The organism is Enterococcus sp. BWT-B8 (genome assembly GCF_020567625.1).
In the GTDB taxonomy this organism is placed as follows: Bacteria; Bacillota; Bacilli; order Lactobacillales; family Enterococcaceae; genus Enterococcus_L.
Genome location: NZ_JAJDJV010000015.1, coordinates 19,339 through 44,041 on the forward strand (window position 1 = coordinate 19,339; position 24,703 = coordinate 44,041).

The window sequence follows — 24,703 nt, forward strand, 5'->3', positions numbered from 1 at the left end:
ATAAAAGCATGTATAAGTACAGACAGGACTGCTTTGTTTGATTTTTTAATAATTAGAAGAGGTGATTAAATGCGATTTTTACATACAGCAGATTGGCATATAGGGAAAAAATTACATGGTTATGATCTTTTGCAGGATCAGCTTCATGTTTTTCATCAAATTATTGATTTGGCTAAAAAGAATGCAGTTGATGGTATTGTTATCGCAGGTGATCTATACGATCGTTCAGTTCCATCTGTGGAAGCAGTGGAACTATTTAATCAGATGATTATTGAACTAAATCTGGAAGAACAGTTTCCTGTCTTTGCTATTTCAGGAAATCATGACAGCAGTATTCGTCTGGAAACAGGCGGTCCATGGTTCAAGCAATCAGACTTTCATTTGCACACGCAGCTGAAACAGGCGTTTGAACCGGTAGAACATCAGGGGATTCAGTTTTTTTTACTACCATATTTTGAACCAATCTCTGCTCGACTTTATTTTGAAAATGAAGAGATACGAACGATTGAAACAGCGATGATATTTGTTGTTGAAGAAATGAAAAAAAATTTTAAAGAAGGCTTCTCCCACGTTTTAGTTAGTCATTTTTTTGCTGCGGGAAGTACTAAAACAGATTCAGAAACGAAGCTGACCGTCGGCGGATTAGACACAGTATCATTGGATTTGCTTGAATGTTTTGACTATGTAGCTCTTGGTCACCTTCATTATAAGGATGCCTTAATATCAGACAAAATCAGGTACAGTGGTTCGCCATTGAAATTTTCTCTTTCAGAAAGAAAGCAGGAAAAAGGAGTTTGGATAGTCGATATAAATGCAAATAGTTGTACGCTTGATTTTCAGGTACTGAAACCGTTAAGGGAAATTGTAGATATTCAAGGAAGCTTTACTGAATTAACCCAGCCAGAATTTTATGAAAAAATTGATCGTAACAATTTTATGTTTATCCAATTGACTGATCGAGCAGTTATTCCCAATATGATGTACTTGTTACGCAAAGTTTATCCTAATATTCTCGGTGTTGAGCGAGTTTTAGGGCGGGAAAATGATAAACAAGAAACAATTCGTGAGGAAATTATGAAGCAGTTGACGCCGATCGAGCTTAGTGAACGTTTTTTTAAAGAAGTAACTGAAGAGCAATTGACGGAGCAGCAGGAACTCTGGCTGAAGGAAGCTTTGGAAACCATTCATCAAAAGGAAAGAGGGAAATAGGGTGAAGCCACTAACACTTAAATTAAAAAACTTTGGACCTTATATTGATGAAACAGTTGATTTTACAAATTTTGAAGAATCGTCTTTATTTTTGATAAGCGGAAAGACCGGATCGGGAAAAACGACAATTTTCGATGGGATGAGCTATGCACTATTTGGAGAAAGCTCTGGAAAGATACGTCAGGGGAAAGAGTTGCGCTCTACTTTTGCCGACCCTTCTGAGCCGACCCAAGTTCAATTGCTTTTTTCACATGGCGAATTTTTCTATGTAGTTACACGCAGTCCCGAACAGGAGCTGTACAAGAAAAGAGGAGAAGGAACCAGGACTCAAAGCGCCAAGATTTCACTAATTATAAAAGGTGCGGATGGAAAAGAACTGCGGGAATATACAAAACGCAGAGAGGTAGACGCATTTATTCAGGAGCTGCTTCACCTGGATGCAGATCAGTTTTCTCAGATTGTTCTTCTTCCTCAAGGAGATTTTCGAACCTTTCTAATTGCAAACAGCAGCGAAAAAGAGAAAGTTCTCCGTAAATTATTTGGTACACAAATCTATCAAGCACTTGGTGAGGAATTGAAGCAGCAGTCAAATAACAGAAATCAGGAAATCAATCAGACCCGTCAGAAAATTGAAATGAAAATGGAACAGGTCTACTGGGAAGAAGAAATGACGGATATTGAAGAGCTTTTGACTGAACAAAAACTGGTGCTGCTTGCCGATCAGCAAAAACAAGTGAAATCAATGCAGCAAAGGCGATTTGAAGAGCTTACCGAGCTTAAACATATGATTAAAAATATTGAACAGGAAAAATATCGACTTGAGGAACAGTTGAAGCTGATTCAGAAACAAAAGGAGCTAAAGCTTGAACAGGAGCAGCTTTCTGAGAAAGAAGAGGAGCAGAAAAAGGCAAAACAAAAAGAACAGGAGCTTTTATGGGCGGCAACTCAGGAAAATCTCATTGATTCTATTGAAGAACAGGAATCTTCCTTATTGGAGAAGGAGCAACAATATAAAGAAGCGATTGAAGCAAAAAATGAAATAGAAGGACAGACTGATTCGCTCCAAAAAGAGGCTGACCAACTCGCTGAGCTGAAAGAAGAAATGGATGCGAAGCAAATGGAATCCAACAGGCTGACGTCAAAGCTTCCTTTATATGAAGAAAAAGAAAAAATGGAGAAAGAGCTGTCTGAAATAAACCTTCTTACACTTGAAGATCAGCTGAATCATAAAAAAGAAGAATATCAGCAGTTGACTGATCAATTGCAGTTAGTACAAGAAAAAATTAATCAGCTGCCTAATATTGAAAAAGAGCAGCTGCTTCACACACAGCGAATAAAAGACTGGAAGCAGATGGTTGGAAAATGGCAGTCATTCCAAAAAGAGATTTTAAGAATAGAAAATAATAAGGAGCAGCTGCTTTTATTAAATGAACAGATTGAAGCGGTTGAACAAAAACTTGACTTTGCAGCTGAAGATCTTAAAAATAAGAGAAATCAGTCAATCAAAATACAGATTAATCGCTTGAGTCTTCTTCTTGAGGATGGTGAACCCTGTCCGGTCTGCGGAGCTGTTGATCACCCTAGTCAGAAACAGTATCATGAGATTTCATTGGATGAGGTTCAAAAAGCAGAAAAGGACTTGGAGCTTGCAGAGAAAAGTCTGAAGGAACTTGAAGAACAGCAGACTACTTTTCAATTGGAGAGTAGAAAGCTGCTGGAAGAAACGACAGCTGCAGAAAAAGAGATTAGTCAACAAGAAGAGTATATACTCGAGGAAGTCTTCTTGTTCAGCAATGAGAAAATGAATAGTCAAAACCTTACTGAAGAATGGTGGAATGAGAGAGAACGCCAGCTGAACAGTAAAGAGGCTGAATTTGAAAGACTGTTTTCTGATATGGAGAAGCATAAAAAGGAAGCTGCAATTTTTGCAGAAACACTTGAAACTTCTCAGGCTGAGATGAAGGGGTTAGATGAGGCTTATCTAAAAAAATATTCAGAGCAACAGGTTTTACAGGGGAAGATTGAAACAATTCTTGGACAGCTGGATGATAAGATGAGTCTGGATGAGTGTCTGCAGAAGCTGGAAGTATTAAAATCAGAGCGAGATAAATGGCTGTGTGCTTCTGAGAAAATCGCCAAACAGCTGGATGAACATAAGTCCGCCAAACAGGAAACAAAACATCGGATTCAAACTTTGGCAGAGGGCCTGGCTGAAGATCAAAAGAAAATCGAAAAGGCCAAACAAAAGCTTGAAATGTCAATGAAACTCAGAGGAGTTCTCTACACTTCGGGAGAACTTTCAGAATTGCTGCAGGAATTAGCAACACTTCCTGAGCTGCAAATAAAAATTGCTGCATATGAAGAAAAGAAGAAAGAGATTCAGTTTCAGCTTCGGGAAATAGAACAACAAATAGAGACAGTGGAACTCTCAGAATTGACAGAAATAGAAGAGCAATATCAGAGGACTGCAAATGAGATTGCTGAAAAAGAAGAAAGATATTATCAGATAAAAGAAAAGATGTCTGTAAATGAAGTAATTCAACAGGAAGTCAGTGCTGCAGCTGCAGCAATTGATAAAAAATGGGAAGAAGTTGCAGCACTTCAGCAGCTTTCTGAGACTGTAAATGGTAATAATCCTAAAAAGACAAGTTTAGAGCGATATGTGTTACAAACTTACTTGACGGAAGTTTTGAAAACAGCCAATAGTCGAATGGCTGTATTGACTAACAATCGATATCAGTTTGAATTGAACAAAGAGAAGAACAGTTTTAGAAGTCAAACAGGACTGGAAATCAATATTTATGATGACAATGCAGGTGCAAGCCGCAGTGCCAGAACTTTATCAGGCGGAGAAAGCTTTATAGCTGCTTTGGCATTGGCTCTTTCTCTGGCAGAAGTCATTCAGGAACAGGCTGGCGGTGTTCTGATTGAAGCTCTGTTCATTGATGAGGGCTTTGGTTCTTTGGATGAGGAAGCTTTGGAAATGGCAATTGAAGCTTTAGAAACGATCGAAAATGAAGGTCGTATGATCGGCATCATCAGTCATGTGACCGAGCTTAAGAGCAGAATTTCACAGCAGATGAGAATTAATACAAATGGTGTCGGTCAAAGCAGTGTAGGTTATCAAATGATGTAGAGTGGAAAGCGGGGTGAGAAGATGAAGTGGAGTATACCGGATCGAATTATTACAAGAGGACGGGAATATCTGAATGAAGGAAGAGTCCTTTCAGTTATACAGGATTGGGATAAGCAAGTGTGGTATGGTGAAGTACTTGGAACAGAACTTTATTTGGTTGAACTGGACGGCAGTCCAAAAGAGCAGGATAAATGCGAGTGCCCATACTGGCTTGAACAGGGGTATTGTAAACATACTGTTGCAGTTGAGCTGTATCTTCGTTCGAAGGGGATTCCAAGAGTGATGACGAACAGCCGGCCAGCAGCTTCTGCAGCTAAAAAAGTTTCCAGTGCTGAAATGTTTACGAAAGGCTTTGCTAAATTTCAGAAAGAAATAGAAAAATCCAGCCAGTCCTCGCTTATAGTGGAATATTTGGTAGAAAATATTCAAACAAATGCTTATTATCCAGAATTTGCTCTGCTGGGAATTTCGTTAAGAGTGGGGATTCAGGATGCGAAAAAGAGAACGTATATTATTAAAAATATTGGTGATTTTCTGCAGAAGTTTATAAAAGAAGAGACTTACAGTGTGAGCAAACAACATATCTTTCGCATGGTGCATAACAGTTTTTCAGAACAGGATTTACTGATTTTAAATCAGCTGGCCTCAATTTATCAAACTAGTCAGCTTCTTGGTGTTAAAGGACTTCAGGTAAAAGGGAAAATGGATAAGCGTTATTTGCTGCTGCCGATAGAGCAATCAAAAGAGCTGCTTGAACAAATGAACCGGACCAATTCTTTACAATTAATTTTGGATGATCACAAAATTCGTCACATTAATTTTTCAGCAAATGAGCTTCCCTTGAAATTTGTTGTTGAAAGAACAGCTGATGATCAGTACAAACTGGTTATTGGTGAGTTGTTTAGCCCTTATCTTAGCCACTATCATTGGGGTATTTTTAATCAAATCATATATATTCTTTCAAGGGAACAAGAAGAAATTTACAGTATGCTTATTCAATTGCTGAAACGTATGGAGAGATCTGAGATTATTTATGAACAGATTCAGCTATCCGAGCTATTCAGTTCTGTGGTACCCCTACTCAAAAAAATCGGGGATGTGCAGATTGATGATGAGGTGAAGCATAAGCTGATTGTTGAGCCTCTTGATATTCAGTTTATTTTTAAAAAGCGAAAAGAAAAACTGGATGTTAGAGTGGACTATCATTATGGCAATATGATTTTCTCTACAGATCCAGCTCAGAATACTAGTACATCTGAAGGAAAAGAAATAATTCGGGATATCCGCAAAGAAACCGCTGCTGTAGAATTATTGAAACAGCTTTCCTACACAGAAAATGAAACGGGGTTTGAAAGAAGACTGCCTTCCGGCGAAAGACTGTATTACTTTTTTAAAGTGGAAATTCCGTTATTTCGAAAACTTGGAGAAGTGCTGATGGGTAAAAAGCTGAGGGAACTCTATTTGGATGCCCAAAGTCACCAGCCTACGATTGAAATTACAGACGCTGATTCTTGGTTGGATGTACGTTTTGATATTGCCGGAGTGAATGAGAATGAAATTGATGCCGCATTGGCAAGTCTTTTACGAAATGATTCATTCTATGCATTGGAATCAGGTGAAATTCTTTCATTTGATTCTGAAGAATTTTATCAAACCAGTGAGGTTTTATCGAAGCTTCGTGAAAATATGAAAAATGTTCAGGGAAAAATTCAGCTGCCCAAAAACCAGGGATTAATTATTGAACAAATGCTGGGGGATAATTCCAGAGCAGTATTTTCCGACTCCTTCCGACAATTGTCAGATGATCTGACTCATCCTGAAAACTATGAAGCGGAGCTGCCTAAAACCTTGCAGGCTGTTTTGAGAAAGTATCAGGTTGAAGGATTCAGATGGCTTAAAATGCTCAGTCATTATGGCTTTGGCGGTATTCTAGCAGACGAGATGGGGTTAGGAAAGACTGTTCAAATGATTGCTTATCTGCTTTCTGAAAAGGAAGAACTGAAGATGAAGAAGCCGGCACTGATTATTGCTCCAGCCAGTTTAATTTATAACTGGTCGGCTGAGCTGAAGAAATTTTCCCCTGGGTTGAAGGAATGTGTTATAACGGGTCAGAAAGCTGAACGTCTGGACTTGCTGGAAAATGGAGAGGATCAGGATATTTTAATAACTTCCTATAATAGTTTTCGCCAGGATGTAGAAAGCTATGAACAAATGAATTTGGGGTATTTAGTCTTGGATGAGGCTCAAATGGTCAAGAACAGCGGAACTAAAACTGCTCAGGCACTTCGAAAGCTGGATGTTCCTCAGCGGTTTGCATTAAGCGGAACACCTATTGAAAATTCACTGGATGAACTTTGGTCTGTTTTCCAAATTGTTTTACCGGGCTTTTTCCCGCAGAAAATGATTTTTAGAGAATTGGCAACGGAAAAAGTAGCTAGGATGATCCGTCCCTTTATTCTGAGACGGGACAAGAAAAATGTATTGGCTGACTTGCCGGATAAAATAGAAAATAACCTGTACAGTACACTGACAGAGGAACAAAAAGCTGTTTATCTGGCATATCTGAGAAAAATGCAGGAAGATATCAGTCAAATGGACAACGAAGCGTTCAAAAAGAATCGTATCAGTATTTTGGCCGGGTTGACCAGACTTCGTCAAATTTGCTGTGATCCGCGTTTATTTATGGATGATTACTATGGAAGTTCTGGAAAGCTTGAACAGGTGAAAGTATTTCTTCAGACAGCAAAGGAAAATAAGCGGCGTGTGCTGCTGTTTTCTCAGTTTACCAGTATGCTGTCAATTCTTGAAAAAGAATTGAATGAGCTTGGTCTTGAAACTTTTTATTTACGCGGCAGTACTAAACCAAAAGATCGCTTGGAAATGGTGAACTTGTTTAATGAAGGAGAAAAGGATGTCTTTCTGATTTCTTTAAAAGCCGGAGGAACAGGACTAAATCTGGTGGGAGCTGATACTGTTGTTTTATATGATCTATGGTGGAATCCGGCAGTGGAAGAACAAGCTGCGGGACGAGCGCACAGAATGGGTCAAAAGAAGGTAGTTGAAGTGTATCGTATGATTGCTGAAGGTACGATTGAGGAGAAAATGGATCAGCTTCAGCAGGAGAAAAGGGAGCTATTCCAAAAAGTGATTCAAGGAAATGAACAGCAGCTTGGCAAGTTAACTGAAGAGGACATTCGAACTATTTTGAGTATGGGTGATGAATAATTCGTCAAAAGATTGAAAAGCTAAATAGTAAGGAGCATTGTGACAGTCTTTTCTTATCTGAAGGGAGTCATAAAAGGACATGCTTCTACGCTTCTACGAATGCTCGTCGCAAGGTCTGATGGTCAATAAAAGGACATGCTTCTACGAATGCTCGTCGCAGGTCCGATGATCATATAAGACCTGCCGACACATTTCCAAATCGACGTGTTTGTATCGAGAATGTAATAAGGGCCTTCAATTCTTAATGACTCTGATATTTAGAAACTGTTGAGATCGAAACAAAGTCCTTCAATTCTTAATGGCTCTGCTGTTTAGAAATTGATGAGATCGAAACGAAGTCCTTCAATTCTTAATGGCTCTGCCATTTAGAAATTGATGAGATCGAAACGAAGTGTAGTGTAGTGTAGTGTAGCGCAATGTAGTGAGACTCGTAGATACAAGGATATCCTACTATTGCAGGAACAGCTAGCAGAATGGTATGCGAAGCTCTGATGGGGATAAATTTGTTAAAATTTATTCCATATATAAAGAGATAGCTGTATGCGCAGGATAGTAGCAAGAATTCATAAAAATTCTTACCTTTGAAGATACGATCATCTTCGGAAACGATTAAAACTATTTTTACTGAAAGGTTATTGATTGGAACCGGGGATATGCAAGGCATACTGGAATCGTAAGTCCCCATATATGATGGTTTCCAGTGATCTTTGCTTGTTGAAATCGGTCATCTATCGAAAGCTGGTGTGAAGAATTCGGTCCAAAAGTTATATTAATCCCCCTGTCTATATTTCTTAGTTTATTATCTATGGAAGGAAGGAGACGACCCTTACTTGTGGGGGATGAATTATTGATAGGAGTGTTTTTATTCCATGGTAATTAAATTCTAAATATTGTAAATGCTGTTTATTATTTGTTAGAGCAAATTCTGCTGTAAATATCTAGCAAGATATGGATATAGGCTAATATTTTATTAGAGAGAAACAATCTGTGCTTGAACCTTGGAATAGATACAACTGCTGTTTGATTTTTGTTTAAGTAATCTATAGAATACAATAGAGGTAGAGGGGATGGGAATGTATAGTGAAGAAAATAACGATAAGAGATGTTGCTAAACTAGCTGGAGTTTCAGTAAGTAGTGTCTCACATGTTTTTAATGATTATGAGGATATTAGCGAAGATACAAAGAAAAGGGTTCAAGAGGCTGCCAAACAGCTTGGCTATATCCCAAACTCTGCTGCACGCAGTTTGTCAAGCAAACAAATGAAAACAGTTGCACTTATTCTAAATGATATTAATGCTATTGCTCGAGGAGTGGCAATGCCCTTAGAAATCATTTCTGGTGTTAGTGAATATTTAGATGATACAAAGTATGAGTTTGTATTCTATTCTACGAATTTAAAGAAGCAAAATGAAAAAACACTTAAACAGTTTTGTAGCGAGCATAATATTTCAGGGGTAATTATTCAAGGTCTGCGCACAACTGATCCGTATTATGAAGAGCTGAAACAGTTTGATTTACCTGTAGTCGCTATTGATTTGTATATAGATAATACAGAAATTGGAATGGTTAGTATTGATAATGAAAAAGCAAGCTTTGAAATGACAAAGGCTCTCCTTAATAAGGGATTTCAGAATATCCTATTTATGAATGGGGATCCTAGGGCAACGGTATCTCTTGAACGTGAAGCAGGATATAAAGAGGCTGTAAAAAAGTCCCACGTAGTATTTGCTGACTATAGTGAGCAACGAGCATTTGAAATGATTTTGAAGCTATTCAAAATAAATGAGCTAGAGAAATATGATGCTATTTTTGCTGCTAGTGACCTTATGGCAATTGGTTGTTTGAAGGCATTGAAAGAGCTGGAACTAATAGATCAGATTGCTCTAGTAGGATTCGACGATATTACGTTAGCATCCTATACAACGCCAACATTAACTACTGTTCGACAAGATATTTTTAAAATTGCAAAGGTAGCTGCTGAAAACTTAATTGAACATATAGAAACAGGGCAAGCTAAACATTCTTTTGTTGATTTTGAATTGATAGAAAGACAGAGTGCAAAAATTTTTTGAAAAAAGATTGACATTGAAAGCGTTTCAAAATATAATCTGAATATAGCTAAAACGTTTTAGGAAGAGGTAGTATGAAAAATTTATTTTTTGTTCAAAGAGTTTTAGCAGCAATAATTGATTGGATTGTCATCTATTTGCCGCTGTATTTTTTAGTTAATGCAGTGTCAAGTGGTTATTTTACGCCAGAAATAGTAATTGCAGCTCTTTTTATTATTTACCATGTTGTGGCGGTTCACTCCTTTTGCGGAAAAACAATTGGAAAATCGTTCGCAAAAATCAAAGTAAAAGATACAGGTATAAGTATCATGGATGATAGCGTGCGGGAAGTGGTTAAGATTTTGTATTTTTTACCAATTTTAGGCTGGATAGTTGGATTGATTAGCATTGTTCTCTATTTCAAAACAGAGAAATTCTTGCATGATATCATAGCTAAAAGTGAGGTTGTTCTTTGTGACTGAGATGTCAACGGAGTCTCTTCTTTTAACAGTAGGAGTTACTTTTGCAGTGAGTTATTTCTTAGCTTGGTTCTATCGAAATAATTATGATCCCCAAAAAATACTAGTTGCCTATGCACTATATCTGATCCCCTTTATTATTTTAGGACTGCTGCTTCAGCTTAAATTAATTTTAATAATAGGAATTTACCTATTTGGATTAGTCGTCGTTATTTTTCGAAATAATACTTATTTTAATGAATAATTTTTTTTGCCAATTACTAAAACGTTTTAGGATAAAAATAATAAAGGAGTTCTCTGAAAAAATGTTTAGAGCAGTCTTATTTGATTTAGACGGTGTGATTACGGACACCGCAGAATACCATTACTTAGCTTGGAAAAAGCTGGCTAATGAATTGGATATCTCAATTGACAGAAAATTTAACGAGCAGTTAAAAGGAGTCTCAAGAGAAGAGTCTTTACGTCGTATCATAGCGGCCGGCGATAAGGAAAATAAATTTTCATTGGAAGAGCTTAATGCCCTGGCTACACGAAAGAATGATAATTATGTTCAAATGATCCAAGCTGTTTCATCAAAAGATATTTATCCTGGAATTTTAGAACTATTGAAAAGCTTAAAAGAAAAGAATATTAAGATTGCTCTTGCATCTGCTTCAAAAAATGGTTCTTTTCTTTTAGAACAAATGGGGCTGACAGACTATTTTGATATGGTTGCTGACCCAGAGAAAGTTAGTGCCAGTAAACCTGCACCAGATATTTTCTTAGCTGCTGCAGAAGGTGTCGGGGTAGATATTAAGGATGCTTTAGGAATTGAAGATGCTCAAGCAGGAATACAAGCAATCAAGGCTGCCGGGGCAGTACCGATAGGAGTTGGCAGTCCAGAGATTCTGGGAACAGATATTGCAGTTGTTAAGGATACAAGTGAATTAACATGGAACAAGCTGGAAACAATTTGGAATAAACAGTAGAAAGTAGGATAAAAGTTGGCAAAAATGAATTATCTCAAAGATAAACTTTGGCAAATTGAAGAACTAGGCTTTGACAGTAAATATTTAGGTAAGACAGAAAGTATCATGGCACTGGGAAATGGCTATCTCGGCACTCGAAGTGCTGCAGAAGAACACTATACTAATGAACGCCGTAATACATTTGTTGCGGGAACATTCAACAAATTTGATGAAAATGAAGTGAGTGAACTACCAAATATTCCTGATTTGTGGTGGATGGATTTTATTATTAATGGTGAAAATTTTACCTTGGAAAAAGGAAAAGTATCTAATTATAGTAAGCGCTTAAATTTGAGGACAGGTGAACTAACACGCGAATTTGAATGGACATTTGAAACAATAAAGTTACAGTTTACCTTTCGCCGTTTTGTATCCAAAGCTCGTCGACATTATTTATCAAGTCTGGTGGAGATAAAAAATTTAGCAGAGCAGTCTGCTCGCATTCAAATTTGTTCTGGTATAGATGGTCAAGTTACAAACTCAGGAAGTCAGCATTTTACTGAAGGGGAAAAAGGCTTAATAGACGGCAGGTTCATGCAAATGATGCCGCGAACGAAAGACAGCAAAATTGATTTTGTTTTCACTGTTGCTCATGATATAAAAGCAGCCAATGTAAGTGAACGCATCGAAATGGGTCGGCGTCAAATCTTTATGAATTACTTTTTTGATCTTCCATCAAAAGAAAGCGCTTTGATAGAAAAAAGAATGAGTGTCTATACCTCTATTGATAATGATCTTTCTAATCATCAGGCAGCTGCCATTCGCCAAACGGCTATTTCTGAAATGAAAGAAATCGAAATGCATTCTTTTGATGATCTGTTAAATGAATCGTCAAGAAAATGGGAAGAGATTTGGAATAAACACCCTATCAAAATTGAATCAGAAAATTTTAAAGATCAATTAGCTATCCATTTTGCAAAATATCATTTACACATAATGACACCTGCTCATGATAATCGAATGAATATTGGTGCCAAAGGTTTGAGTGGGGAAGGCTATAAGGGACACACTTTTTGGGATACAGAAATTTTTATGCTGCCATATTTTAATTTCACACACTCTGATATCGCTAAGAGCTTAGTGACCTATCGATATTTAGGTCTCGATGGTGCTCATAAAAAAGCAAAAGCAAACGGATATGAAGGAGCCCAATATCCATGGGAAGCAGCAAATCCGACTGATGGAGAAGTAACACCAGTTTGGGGTGCTGCAGATATTGTCACAGGACAATCAACCAAAATTTGGTCAGGCTTCATTGAGCAGCATATTACAAGCGATGTAACGTTTGGAGTAAAGCAGTACATTGATGTTACCGGGGATAAAGAATTTGCAGAGGAAAAAGCTTATGAAATTCTATTTGATACTGCTAAGTTTTGGGGAAGCAGGTTGGAGTACAATACTGAAAAGGACTGCTATGAGATTAGAGATGTTATTGGACCAGATGAATATAAGGAGCATGTTAACAATAATGCCTATACAAATTATACAGCACATTGGAATGTCACTTACGCTCTAAATTTAGCTGAAGAACTCAAAGAAAATCAACCTGTCCTTTTTGAAAAGCTGAATCAAAAATTGGAATTGGAGCGTGTACTCAGTGACCTGGAACAAAAGGTTGATAAAATCTTTTTACCACAGCCTACAGAAGAAGGGATTATTCCAGAGGATGATTCATATTTAGAGAAGGAAGTCATTGATTTGTCTAACTATAAGGCAGTAGATGGAGTTGATGGATTGTTCCATGATTATAATTTAGAGCAAGTAAATGAAATGCAAATAACAAAGCAAGCAGATGTGTTATTGCTCTTATACTTGTTCGAAGGATTATTCTCTCATGAACTGAAATTAAAAAACTTTGACTACTATGAACCAAAAACAACTCACGATAGTTCACTGAGTCTTTCCACACATGCCATTCTTGCTGCTGATCTTGGGAAACTAGATGAATCCTATGAATTCTTCAAAAAAGCCTGCAACATTGATATGGGGGAATACATGAAATCTTCAGATGATGGTATTCATGCTGGAAGTCTCGGAGGAATCTGGCAAATGATTGTTTTTGGCTATGGCGGTGTTCGTATGATTGAAGGGCAGTTGAGAATTGAACCTCATCTGCCAAATGCCTGGAAAGAATTAACGTATGGATTTGATTATCAAGGACAGTCTATCACTGTTAAAGTGACTAGCGATGGATTTGAATTGACAAAAGAAGCGAATGGAGCTGATATAACGTTTATTTCAAAAGGGAAAAATTACACATTAAAAGACCGATTACAACTATCTTAGGAGGATGATTATGAAAAAATGGAGAAAATTATTTATGGTTGGGATTTTAGCTGTTGCTTCAATTAGTTTGGTTGCATGTGGAAACAACAGCTCTGATAATGGAAAAGATGAGACTGATTTTAATGGTAAGACCTTGAAATTAGGTGTTTGGGGAGGAAATGAGTCAGAAGAAAAATCCTTAAAATCTTTGATAACGGATTTTGAAGAAGAGACAGGCGCAAAAGTAAGTTTAAAGACATATACAGATTATAATACGCAAATTCAAACAGATTTAATCGGTAAAACAGCACCGGATGCATTTTATGTAGATTCCTCATATTTTCCATTTTTAGTAAGTAAAAAAGCTCTTGCACCATTAGATAAAGAAGGATTTTCAGCAGATAAATACTATGAAAATTTGATAAATTCATTTAGTGATGATGGCAATCTTTATGCTATTCCTAAAGATTTTTCAACATTAGCTTTGTATAAAAATACAGGTATTTTTGAAGAGGTTGGTGTTGATTCTGACTCTGTTCCCGGTTCTTATGAAGAGTTAATCGATTGGTTGCCGGGTTTTCAAAAAAAATTAGATGAAAAGTATGGTGAGGGAAAAGTAAAAGCAATGAGCTATACTGCCGAACTTTCGCGCGCCTATCATTTGGCGGCCCGTGATGGAGCGGAGCCGATAATGGAAGATGGTATGCCTAACCTTGAAGATGAAAATGTTGTAAATAATCTGTCTATTCTTAAAGAATTGATTGGTACGGATGCTGTAGTAACCCCTCAAGAGATTGGTGCCGGGTGGAATGGAGAAGCATTTGGTACAGGGAAAATTGCAATGATGGATGAAGGAAACTGGGTGTATCAAACGTTGAAAGATGAATTCAAAGATATCAACTTTTCAGTTTCACCAATGGCGACATACAAAGGAGAAGAAGGCGGCATGATGTTCTCTGTTGGCTGGGGCAAATACGCCGGAACGAACAGCTCGGCTTTGGCAGATGCTTGGATCAAATTTGCTACTGGTAAAGAAGGTATGGCGAAATGGGTAAATGGTACTGGAACATTACCAACACGAGATGATGTAGCAGAAACAGCAGATGTTAGTAAAAATGAAGATTTGAAGATTCATCTCACTGCAGTTGATTATTCTACTGTCTGGCAAAAAGGAACCAGCCTGACTACGATTAATAATGCTTATATGAATTATTGGCCGGATGTTGCTTCTGGGAAAACAACTCTGGAAGATGCAATGAAAAAAGCTGACAAGCAAGCCATTGAAGATATTAAAAAAGCTGAATAAGCTGCGTAGGAGGTCAAGGCAAACACTCATGGGGACAAAAGTTTTCATGAGTGTTTGTCCTGAACTCACTCGGAACATTCTTTAAGCTTGTTAGAATAAAGATGGTTGGTCTTAAGGAGGAAAAAATGGAAAAAAGAGTGAAAAAATCAAAAAGAGAAATCAATAAAATAATGCAAGGCTATGCTTTTATCCTACCTGCACTTCTAGTTTTGTTGGTATTTTTTGTTATTTCAATTGTTTTTGCTATCTATTTATCATTCAATAAAGTTGATTTATTTACTGGTGAGTATACGTGGAATAACTTTGAAAACTATATAAATATATTTAAAGATACAAGGAGCTTAATCGCTTTGAAAAATACGGCAGTTTTTGCTCTGTTCGTTGTTCCTATTCAAACAATCATAGCCCTTGTAATGGCGTATGTTCTAGCAAGCCGTGATGTTAGAGGAAAGAAAGTTTTTCGGATGATATATTTTTTACCTACACTGACGAGCTCCAGCGCTTTGACAATCATCTTTATGTTCTTATTTAATATCAATGGACCCATCAATGATTTTTTTATAAATTTAGGTTTGTATAATACGCCAATCAATTTCTTGCAGGAACCAGAATATGCATTAAAGGTTATTATGGCAATGAATATCTGGTCAACTGTACCTTATTTTATGACTATCTATCTTGCATCCTTAGTGGACTTACCTTATTCTCTATATGAAGCAGCTGAAATTGATGGAGCGAATGCCTTAGAAAAGCTGCGATTTGTTACGATCCCTTATCTGCGACCAATCACAACGTACGTCATAATAACAGGAATTATAGGAACTTTTCAAATGTTTGACCAAGCGTATATCTTTAGTAACGGAAGCGGTGGACCTAATAATTCTACTCTGACACTCAGTCTTTTAATTTACCAAAATGCATTTGGACAAATGCCAACCATGGGATTTGCCGCAGCCTTAGCTGTTGTTTTATCGATAATAATTTTTATTGTAAGCCGTATCGCTGAAAAATTAAATGGAGGAAAATAATGAAAAAGACAAAAAAACAGCAATTTTTTAAGATTTTATTGTATGTGATCTTGATTTTATATGCTTTGATAACCTTCTATCCATTTATTTGGGCGGTAGCTGCAAGCTTTAAGCCGTTAAAAGAGATTGTTTCCGGTGGAATGAATATTTTTGGCGGCGATTTTACATTGGCGAATTATCAATATATTTTAGGACGAAGTGAAAATTTTCCACGTTGGTTTATGAACTCATTGATTGTATCGATCATAGGTACAGCAGTCAATTTATTTTTGAATACAATGGCCGGATATGCTTTAGCTCGGATTACCTTTCCAGGTCGTGAGCGAATTTATTGGGGAATGCTGGCAATGATGATGGTGCCTGCTCAGGTCTTATTAATTCCCAACTACTTAATTATTTCAAGTCTTGGGATGAAGGACAGCTTTACAGCCTTGATTTTACCCGCTGCAATTAATATCGGAAATATTTTTATGATGCGGCAGTTCTTTTTGAGCTTCCCTCAAGAGGTAGAAGAAGCGGCAACAATTGATGGATTATCTCGAACAGGAACTTTCTTTAGAATTGTAATGCCTTTAGCTAAACCCAGCATTTCGACTCAAGCTGTTTTTGTCTTTATGGGTTTTTGGAACGAGTTCTTAAAACCGATGCTTTACATGACAACACCATCTAAGTATACTTTGACATTAGGACTGCAAACATTTAAATCACAAAATGCTGGTCAACGCTGGGATCAAATTATGCCGGCAAGTATTATCTCCATCATTCCAATTGTTATATTGTATGTTATTTTTAATAAATACTTTCTGCAAGGTGTTCGGATGGATGGTGAGAAATAGATTTTATCTTAGGGGGTATCTGAAAACTCAAGCGGTGAATACTATAGAACTCATCGTCATAGATACTCGCTTATGAACCACATAAGCCGTGTTTTCTTCCTTGATTTCAACTAAAGTCACTGAAAAATTCAAATCTTACTAACTTTTCAGACACGCCCCAGCATTCTTATCTGTAGATTTATTTTCTCTGTTTTTGTTGATAAACCCTTGTTAATAGTCGAATACGGTTAAATAAGAGCTGTTTGGTAAGAGAAAGAAATGATAGGATGTGTGTTTGAGTCAGTGAAAAACAAAAAGATCGGACAATCAAGAATTTCCATAGTATTAAAGGAAAATCGGGAATCAGCAGCTGCCTTACAAGGATCGTTACAGCTGATTTAACTTGATTCAGCAATGGAATCGGACAACCAAATTTCGCAGCCGAGTCGCTTGCGGCTCACTGCCCGAATGTTTGACCATGACGATTCTTGCAGTTGTGTTTTACAGAAGAGTAATTTCCGGACAAGACACTAGAACACGTACTAGGCAAGCTGCTGTTTAGAGAACTATTTAGGAATAAATGACCTGAGTAAAATTTTTATTTATTCTTAGATTACCTAAAAATATAATTATGAATTAGGAGTAAGAAATAGATGATTAATGATTTTATTTTAACTTTAGATGATTTAGGAAATACCTCTGTTCAAAATATTGAAACCCTATTTGCTCAAGCAAATGGTGCTATAGGTGTTCGTGCTAGTCTGCCTATGCCGGTAAAGGAAAGTAATCCATGTACTTTTTTGAATGGATTTTATGAAAGTAATGAGATTAACTATGGAGAAAATGCATATGGATATGCCAAAAATCATCAAACAATGGTTAATTTATTTGACTTAAGAAGTGTGGAACTGGCTATTGACGGAGATGACAATCTTTCTTTGTGTTCTATGAATGTCGAGTTGGATATGAAACGAGGTATTCTAACAGAAATATTTATCTATAAAACAGCTGATGGAAAAAAAATTGAATATGAGCTTGAAAGCTTTACTAGCCATTTCAATCGAAATACTTATGCTCAAAAGATTAGGATTAGAGCAATCAATTTTTCCGGAAAAATACAAATTACTAAAAAGGCAATCCCTATTTCAGTGGAGGAGAGCCTTGAATTTGATCCAAGAATTAAAAAAATCAGCGTTAATTTGCTTCACGAAGGAAATAAATTTACTACACCAAATAGCTGCCTGAGTCTGCATGTCAGGTTTGATACTTTTTCTGAAGAGTTGTTAATTGATGAAGGGGAAACATCGACTTTCACACAACTCTATCAGATTTCTCGTGAAAATAAATTTGACTCTGTTCACTACGATGAGCTTAAAGAACAACAAATCGAAATTTTCAAAAATTTTTGGGAAAGCTCAGATATTGAAATAGAAGGTGATGCTCAGCTTCAAAAAGGAATTCGTTTCAATTTATACCACCTCTTTAACTCGGCAGGACGTGATGGCTTTAGCAATTTTTGTGCTAAGGGACTAACAGGAGAAGGATACGAAGGACATTATTTTTGGGATACGGAGATTTATCTATTGCCTTTCTTTATTTATACACAACCGGAAATAGCTAAAAGCTTATTAACCTACCGTACAAATATTTTGCCCAAAGCACAAGATAGAGCCAAAGAACTGGGAATGAATGGGGCTCTTTTTGCCTGGCGTACAATCAATGGTGAAGAAACCTCTGCTTATTATCCTGCTGGAACGGCACAAGTTCATATTAATGCAGATATCACCTATGCATTTGAACTATATGAAAAAGTAACAGGGGATGCCGAGTTTATTGAGATAAATAGTGAATTAATTTTTGAAACTGCTAGATTTTGGTCAAGTTACGGCTTTTTTTCAAAGCGAGGCTTTGAAATTCATGGAGTAACTGGACCTGATGAATATACTGCGTTAGTGAATAATAATTATTATACAAATAAAATGGCGCAAAATAATCTCTATTATGCAGTTCAGCTTTCAAATCGGCTGAACGAAAATAACGATGAAGCAAAGCTTTGGCAGCGTTGTGCTGATCAAATGTATTTTAGCTTTGATGAGACTTTGATGATTACTAATCAGGATGATACATTTTTAAGCAAAGAGATATGGGATTTTGAAAACACGCCTGAGGAAAACTATCCATTGCTCTTACATTACCATCCAATGATTATTTATAAGTATCAAGTTTTGAAACAAGCAGATACTATTTTAGCTCATATGCTTTTCGATGTTCCTGTTGAGCAAGTCGCTCGTGACTTTGATTTTTACGAACCATTAACTACACATGATAGTTCACTTTCCAAAGCAGTGTATGGTGTCGCAGCAAGTAAGCTAGGCAGAAAAGAGCTGGCATATCAATTTTTTAAAGAAGCAGCAATAATGGATTTAGAAGATCATCAAGGAAATGCCAGTCATGGGATTCATGCGGCTAATATGGGAGGTTCTTGGCTAGGCTTAATCTATGGATTTGCTGGACTTACCTTTACTAATGGTGAAATTTCAGTTAAAAATAATTTGCCTAAAGAGATAAAATCATTGAGCTTTACACTGACTATTAAAGGTGAGAAGAAAAAAATTATTATCAAATAAAAAAATGCTTTTGTGTTAAAAAATAGAATACTTTTTCTGGTAGTGTATTGACTAAGTTAAACTTAAGTTATGACTCTAATCCAAGAAACGTGCATCCAGCACGGGAATAACGCAGCAGAAAATGTCGCGTTGTTCTCTCCTATTAATTGGCAGCTGCTCCAATTATGGGGTGAATGTTTCACCTTTAAAGATTGTCGTCTGTCTAGCATTCTGCTGGATCAAGGGGATGGACTCTGTTTAAAGATTGAATGCTTACACATTCAAATTTAAATAGAAGGTAGCTAACCGCAGAGACATACAAAGACTTTTAGGAGGGATTGTGATATAAGTACCCCTAAAGCCGAATAAACGGTGTTCCAGTCTTTGTATGAGTCGAGCATTCATAAGAAGTGTAGGATCAAGCTCTTATGAAGAAGCTCTGTCACAACCCTTTTTTTTACTAGATGAAGGAGGAAACTGTATCAAAAGTTTATCGAAGGAAGTTAATTCTTTTAGAGAGGATGCTTCCGTATTTTTTGGTTTATCTCTTAATCTGTGATTGAGCCATAAAGAATGCCAACCAGCATTATGCGCACCAACGACATCATTTTCAAAGCTGTCTCCGATATAAAGAGCAGTCTGAGGATCAAGCTGCATCTGTTTCGCAGTTAGATCAAAAATTTCTTTTTGAGGTTTTTGAAAACCGGTACTTTGAGAAATAAAGATATTGTCAGATGGAATCCATGCTTCGATTTTTAACTGTTTAATCTTTTTGTACTGGTGGTCAGTAGGGCCATTTGTAATAATCCCCAAGGGAATCTGTTTTCCCTTTAAATAGTCAAACACTCGAACGATTTCAGGATGCATCTGGATATTCCCTAATTCATCTTCATAGACCTGTTGAAAAGCGCAACTTTCTTTTTCTGTTAACGAGGACCAGCCAAAATCTTTCAGAGATTCAGCTAATCGATAAAAGCGCATAATTGCCAATGACCATTCACCAGAAGTTGTTTTTTCAAAAACACTGTCGCTATGGTGACGGAAGCGAATATAGAATTTGGGTATCTCTTCATTAGGAAATGTAGGGAAAATCTTTTTTACAGCAGAATAAAAAGGAACCTGCTGGTCATAAACAGTATCATCAACATCAAACACAACGGACTTTAACAACAAAAACAACTCCTTTTGATTAGGGTGTGTCTGAAAACTCAAGCGGTGAATAGTTTGATGATTTTTATAGAATGCATCGTCATAAATACTCGCTTATGAACCACATAAGCTGTGTTTTCTTCCTTGATTTCAACAAAAATCACTGAAAAATTCAAATGCCACTAACTTTTCAGACACACTTTAGTTTCAGAAAAATATTTAACTCTTTCATTGTAATTGATTTATTTAAAAAAACAAAGCTGGTTTTGAATGATAGACTAAATTCAGGCTTAAATAAATATATTTTAAGCTATTTACAATAAGAAAGGGCAGATTTAAACAAATAAAACAGCTCCCCCCCCTAAGTTATGAAGACAGAAGCTGTTAGGTTCGATGCATGTATTTTGACAGTACAAAAAATGGACACAGATGAGATCAGGCGACTTTGATGTATTTTCTCGATTTTCAGCAGAATAAAGAAATTTTCAGATGTTTTTACAAAATTTACCAACTTCTTTTGCATCTCAAATTTTCTTTTCGTATAATAGGAGGCGTGCATGTGAAAAGGAGGGGGACGATGACATGTTAAAACGTTTTTTTAGTTATTATAAACCATATAAGGGATTATTTTTATTGGATTTCAGCTGTGCAGTTTTGGCTGGACTTTTAGAGCTGGCTTTTCCGGTGGTTGTTAATCAGGTTTTGGACAAGCTGATGCCGAAAGGAAATTTTCGTTTAATTGCCTTGGCTTGTTTTGGTTTGTTTGTTTTCTATGTTCTCAATACAATTCTCCAATATATTGTTGTGTTCTTTGGACACAAGCTTGGAGTCAATATAGAAACTGATATGCGCAGGGAGCTGTATCAGCATTTGCAAACTCAGCCATTTGAATATTATGACAATCAGAAAACGGGGAAACTGATGAGTCGCTTAACAACAGATTTATTCGAAATTTCTGAGGTTGCCCATCATGGACCGGAGGATATTTTCATTACGATTATGACCTTATTAGGTTCATTCATGCTGATGCTGAGCTTTCATGTCAAACTGGCGCTTGCTACATTTGTACTAATTCCGTTCATTGCAATTGCCCTGATTTTCTTTAATAAGAAAATGACAAAGGTTAATACCAGAATTTATGATAATCTGGGGGAGTTTAATGCAGGAGTGGAAGCTTCTGTAAGCGGGATTCGAGTGACACAATCCTTTGCCAACGAACCGTTCGAAAGTGAGCGTTTTGAGGGATTAAATCAAACATATAGACAGTCAAAAATCCTATTTTATAAGATTATGGGGATCAGCTCAGCTTACAATTATTTGATGATTCGTCTAATTAACTTATTTACACTGATTTTTGGCGGGTACTATATTATTAAAGGAGAGCTTACTCAGGGAGAGTTTGTTGCTTTTATTCTACTGGCCAATGTTTTCGTTCGTCCAATTGAAAAAGTAAATACGATGATTGAAAGTTATCCAAAGGGAATTGCAGGATTTAAACGCTTTGCCGAAGAAATGGATAAGAAACCGACCATTCTAGATCGTCCCAATGCTGTTGCGGTTACACATTTAACAGGGGATATTGAATATAAAGATGTTTCATTTTCATACGCAGATGCCACAAAGGTTTTAAGTCATATTAATCTTTCGATTCAAAAGGGAGAAACGGTGGCTTTCGTGGGACAGAGCGGTTCCGGTAAAACAACATTGTGTAATTTGCTGCCAAGATTCTATGATGTGACGGGCGGAGAAATTACAATTGACGGTATGGATATTCGGGAGATGACTCTTGCATCTTTAAGAAACCAAATCGGTATTGTTCAACAAGATGTTTTTCTGTTTCCTGGTTCGATTCGCGAGAATATCTCCTATGGAAATCTGGATGCCAAGGAGGAAGAAATTCAACAGGCTGTTAAGCTTGCACATCTGGAAAAAGTCATTGATTTACTTCCTGAAGGCTTGGACACAATCATTGGGGAGCGGGGAGTAAAACTTTCCGGCGGGCAGAAACAACGTGTAGCAATTGCACGGATGTTTCTCAAAAATCCACCTATTCTGATTTTAGATGAGGCAACATCAGCTCTTGATACAGAAACAGAGCAGGTTATTCAGGAATCATTGAATTCACTGGCTGCCGGCAGAACAACGCTGATTATTGCTCATCGACTGGCTACAATTAAGCATGCAACACGTATCATTGTGGTTAGTGATAAAGGAATCCTCGAAGAAGGAACCCATCAGGAGCTGATGGATAAAGGCGGACATTATCGACGTCTTCATGATGCTCAGTTTAGAAGATAAAGTGAGGTCGGGACAAAAGCGATCAGCTCCGAGAATTAAGAAGGACTATCCGAAAGTAGTTTCTCATATTTTCAGGATAGTTCGGCTTAATTCCGAAGGAGTTGCTCCTGCGGTTACTCGTCGCAAAAAGAATTTTTGCTTTTATCCCGCCGTTTATTCGGGTTTAGATATGAAGAGAGTTTGGAACTTTAATTCTGTTCCAAACTCATTTTTTTGTCTATTTATTTATTATTTTCTTCTGACTTTTCTCCCCAACCCCACTGCGTTTTTCATTTTCTGCAATGTTTTATTTGCGACAAAACGAGCTCGTTCTGCGCCGCGGTCTAATATGTCATCTAATTCATCTGAAGCGAGAATTTCCTGATGTCTTTTCTGAATTGGAGAAAGGAGGGATACAACTGCTTCTGCAACATCTGCTTTGAATTCTCCATAGCCTTTATTTTCATAGGAAGCAACTAGTTCGTCAACAGAACGATTTGTTGCAGCGGAGTAAATACTCAGCAGGTTTGAAATTCCTGGTTTATTTTCTGGATTATATTCAATAATTCCTGTAGAATCTGTCACTGCTGATTTAATTTTTTTGCGAATTACATCTGGAGTATCCAGCATGGAAATGAAGCCTTTAGGATTACTGTCTGATTTGCTCATCTTACTTGCTGGATTTTGTAAACTCATGATTCGGCTGCCATATTTTGCAATTTGTACTTCAGGCATTGTAAGAATCTCCTGATTTGGCTGTGCATAACGTTTGTTAAAACGCTCTACGAAATCACGTGTCAATTCCAAATGCTGCTTCTGGTCCTCTCCAACAGGAACTAAGTTCGCATTGTAAAGGATGATGTCCCCAACCATCAATGGAGGATAAGTCAGAAGACCGGCGCTGACACCTGCTCTTCCATTGTTTTGAGATTTATCTTTGAACTGTGTCATCCGTTCCAGTTCACCAATTGTTGTATTGCATTGAATAATCCAGGCAGCCTCAGCATGAGCTGAAACTTCAGATTGAATAAAGATTGTTGATTTGTCAGGATTGATTCCAACCGCCAGATAAAGTGCAGCAAGACTGCGTGTCTGCTGTCTTAATTTTTGAGGGTCCTGAGGTACAGTAATTGCATGTTCATCGACAATACAAAAGTAACAGTTATATTCATTCTGTAGGTTAATGAACTGCTTTAGTGCACCGATATAGTTGCCGATTGTTGGTACTCCGCTAGGCTGAATACCTGAAAAAATTGTTTCCATAATTAACCACCCTATTTTCTTAATTGCGCATATAAAACAGTATACAATTAATAAAATGAAAAGAACAGAAATTTTTCCAGGATGTGTCTGGAAACTATGGAGGGAATGAGTTGCCAGTCCCATTGCTGCAGGAACATCTAGTGGGATGGTATGTGTTCGACGATCCGTTGAATTTGCTAAAATTCACCCAAAGAATTGGAGGATATTTTGTCAGTTTCACTTGTGTAGAAACATCTAATGAAATTGCCAGTCTCACTAAGATAAATAAACTAGTGAGATGGTAGGCAATACTCTGATAGAGATAAATGGGTTAAAATTTAGATCCTTATCAGGAGTTTGCTCCCACGCTTTTTCGAATGCTCGTCGTATGTCTTAAGGACATACAAGACATGCTATATGCGCAAGCCTCGATAAATGTTCTTTGAATAAAGACTAGCTCATCTAGGAGCGTTAGCAGGATGACATGCACTGCTCTGCTGGGGATAAATGTGTCAAAAAGAAATAGCTGTATGCAGACGGTAAGCTTTGAATGTGTAAATATTCAATCTTTAAACGGAGTCAGCCCCCTTGTTTCAGCAGAATGACAATCAGATGAATTAGCAATAATTCATTTTGGGGTTAAAAGCTTGCTCCTGCGCTTCTTCGACTGTTCGTCTCCTATCCAGCAGTCTCATATATAATACTATTGGATAGTTGTCAGCACATTTCTTGGATTAAAAGCCCAACTTAGCTTTAAATCGATCGGCATACTAGCGTTTTTAGACAGGTACTAAATCCCATATCAATTCTTTCGTCTCTGAAAAGATGATAATAGTACAGTTTTTTCAGCTGTAATAGTTGTGAAAATTATTACAGGAAGATAAGGAATGTTATAACGTTATTACTCAAA

At 37.0% G+C, this 24,703-nt stretch carries 15 protein-coding genes; 13 read left to right on the forward strand and 2 right to left on the reverse strand.

Going from position 1 to position 24,703, the window contains the following annotated elements; all coding sequences use genetic code 11:
* Positions 1-69 precede the first annotated feature (69 nt).
* From LI951_RS12940 to LI951_RS12995, 12 genes are all read left to right on the forward strand, one after another.
* The gene (locus LI951_RS12940) at positions 70-1,209 is read left to right on the forward strand and encodes an exonuclease SbcCD subunit D (protein ID WP_202067678.1); all 1,140 of its coding nucleotides are present in this window, start codon (positions 70-72) and stop codon (positions 1,207-1,209) included.
* A 1-nt stretch (position 1,210) separates the two neighbouring features.
* A complete protein-coding gene (locus tag LI951_RS15270; RefSeq protein WP_229442459.1) occupies positions 1,211-4,345 on the forward strand; it encodes an AAA family ATPase in 3,135 nt (1,044 codons plus the stop codon).
* 21 nt (positions 4,346-4,366) lie between these two features.
* Positions 4,367-7,570: a DEAD/DEAH box helicase gene (locus tag LI951_RS12950; protein ID WP_229442460.1), complete on the forward strand. Its 3,204-nt coding sequence runs from the start codon at positions 4,367-4,369 to the stop codon at positions 7,568-7,570.
* A gap of 1,080 nt (positions 7,571-8,650) precedes the next feature.
* Positions 8,651-9,643, forward strand: coding sequence for a LacI family DNA-binding transcriptional regulator (locus tag LI951_RS12955; protein ID WP_229442461.1), 993 nt, complete (start codon positions 8,651-8,653; stop codon positions 9,641-9,643).
* Between the two features lie 71 nt (positions 9,644-9,714).
* Complete coding sequence (locus LI951_RS12960) at positions 9,715-10,101, forward strand: RDD family protein (RefSeq protein ID WP_229442462.1); 387 nt, start codon at positions 9,715-9,717, stop codon at positions 10,099-10,101.
* A 46-nt stretch (positions 10,102-10,147) separates the two neighbouring features.
* Positions 10,148-10,342 carry a hypothetical protein gene (locus tag LI951_RS12965; protein WP_202067683.1) on the forward strand — a complete coding sequence of 65 codons (195 nt, stop codon included), beginning with the start codon at positions 10,148-10,150 and terminating at the stop codon, positions 10,340-10,342.
* A 61-nt stretch (positions 10,343-10,403) separates the two neighbouring features.
* Positions 10,404-11,066, forward strand: a complete 663-nt coding sequence (pgmB, locus tag LI951_RS12970; RefSeq protein WP_229442463.1) for a beta-phosphoglucomutase — start codon at positions 10,404-10,406, stop codon at positions 11,064-11,066.
* Between the two features lie 24 nt (positions 11,067-11,090).
* On the forward strand, positions 11,091-13,391 hold the full coding sequence (locus tag LI951_RS12975) for a glycoside hydrolase family 65 protein (RefSeq protein ID WP_229442493.1): 2,301 nt from the start codon (positions 11,091-11,093) through the stop codon (positions 13,389-13,391).
* Positions 13,392-13,401: 10 nt separating this feature from the next.
* Positions 13,402-14,676 (forward strand): extracellular solute-binding protein, encoded by a 1,275-nt coding sequence (locus LI951_RS12980; RefSeq protein ID WP_229442464.1) that lies wholly within the window; start codon positions 13,402-13,404, stop codon positions 14,674-14,676.
* Positions 14,677-14,801: 125 nt separating this feature from the next.
* A complete protein-coding gene (locus LI951_RS12985; protein WP_229442465.1) occupies positions 14,802-15,704 on the forward strand; it encodes a carbohydrate ABC transporter permease in 903 nt (300 codons plus the stop codon).
* On the forward strand, positions 15,704-16,540 hold the full coding sequence (locus LI951_RS12990) for a carbohydrate ABC transporter permease (RefSeq protein WP_202067687.1): 837 nt from the start codon (positions 15,704-15,706) through the stop codon (positions 16,538-16,540). The genes LI951_RS12985 and LI951_RS12990 overlap by 1 nt, the downstream gene beginning before the upstream one ends.
* 632 nt (positions 16,541-17,172) lie before the next feature.
* Positions 17,173-19,146 (forward strand): glycoside hydrolase family 65 protein, encoded by a 1,974-nt coding sequence (locus tag LI951_RS12995; RefSeq protein ID WP_229442466.1) that lies wholly within the window; start codon positions 17,173-17,175, stop codon positions 19,144-19,146.
* 405 nt (positions 19,147-19,551) lie between these two features.
* On the opposite strand, the gene LI951_RS13000 is transcribed toward LI951_RS12995, so the two are convergent.
* Positions 19,552-20,295: an HAD family hydrolase gene (locus LI951_RS13000; protein WP_229442467.1), complete on the reverse strand. Its 744-nt coding sequence runs from the start codon at positions 20,293-20,295 to the stop codon at positions 19,552-19,554.
* Positions 20,296-20,856: 561 nt separating this feature from the next.
* On the opposite strand from LI951_RS13000, the gene LI951_RS13005 reads away from it, so the two are divergent.
* Positions 20,857-22,572 (forward strand): ABC transporter ATP-binding protein, encoded by a 1,716-nt coding sequence (locus LI951_RS13005; protein ID WP_229442468.1) that lies wholly within the window; start codon positions 20,857-20,859, stop codon positions 22,570-22,572.
* A 228-nt stretch (positions 22,573-22,800) separates the two neighbouring features.
* Here the strand turns inward: LI951_RS13005 and trpS are convergent, their stop codons facing one another.
* Positions 22,801-23,814, reverse strand: a complete 1,014-nt coding sequence (trpS, locus tag LI951_RS13010) for a tryptophan--tRNA ligase (RefSeq protein ID WP_202067690.1) — start codon at positions 23,812-23,814, stop codon at positions 22,801-22,803.
* Positions 23,815-24,703: the final 889 nt, after the last annotated feature.

What these genes read in the sequence shown, in the direction of transcription:
- LI951_RS12940 (WP_202067678.1), top strand. Translation starts at nt 70, where the DNA reads ATGCGATTTTTACATACAGCAGATTGGCATATAGGGAAAAAATTACAT.
- LI951_RS12950 (WP_229442460.1), top strand. Translation starts at nt 4,367, where the DNA reads ATGAAGTGGAGTATACCGGATCGAATTATTACAAGAGGACGGGAATAT.
- LI951_RS12960 (WP_229442462.1), top strand. Translation starts at nt 9,715, where the DNA reads ATGAAAAATTTATTTTTTGTTCAAAGAGTTTTAGCAGCAATAATTGAT.
- pgmB (WP_229442463.1), top strand. Translation starts at nt 10,404, where the DNA reads ATGTTTAGAGCAGTCTTATTTGATTTAGACGGTGTGATTACGGACACC.
- LI951_RS12975 (WP_229442493.1), top strand. Translation starts at nt 11,091, where the DNA reads ATGAATTATCTCAAAGATAAACTTTGGCAAATTGAAGAACTAGGCTTT.
- LI951_RS12980 (WP_229442464.1), top strand. Translation starts at nt 13,402, where the DNA reads ATGAAAAAATGGAGAAAATTATTTATGGTTGGGATTTTAGCTGTTGCT.
- LI951_RS12985 (WP_229442465.1), top strand. Translation starts at nt 14,802, where the DNA reads ATGGAAAAAAGAGTGAAAAAATCAAAAAGAGAAATCAATAAAATAATG.
- LI951_RS12990 (WP_202067687.1), top strand. Translation starts at nt 15,704, where the DNA reads ATGAAAAAGACAAAAAAACAGCAATTTTTTAAGATTTTATTGTATGTG.
- LI951_RS12995 (WP_229442466.1), top strand. Translation starts at nt 17,173, where the DNA reads ATGATTAATGATTTTATTTTAACTTTAGATGATTTAGGAAATACCTCT.
- LI951_RS13005 (WP_229442468.1), top strand. Translation starts at nt 20,857, where the DNA reads ATGTTAAAACGTTTTTTTAGTTATTATAAACCATATAAGGGATTATTT.
- trpS (WP_202067690.1), bottom strand. Translation starts at nt 23,814, where the DNA reads ATGGAAACAATTTTTTCAGGTATTCAGCCTAGCGGAGTACCAACAATC.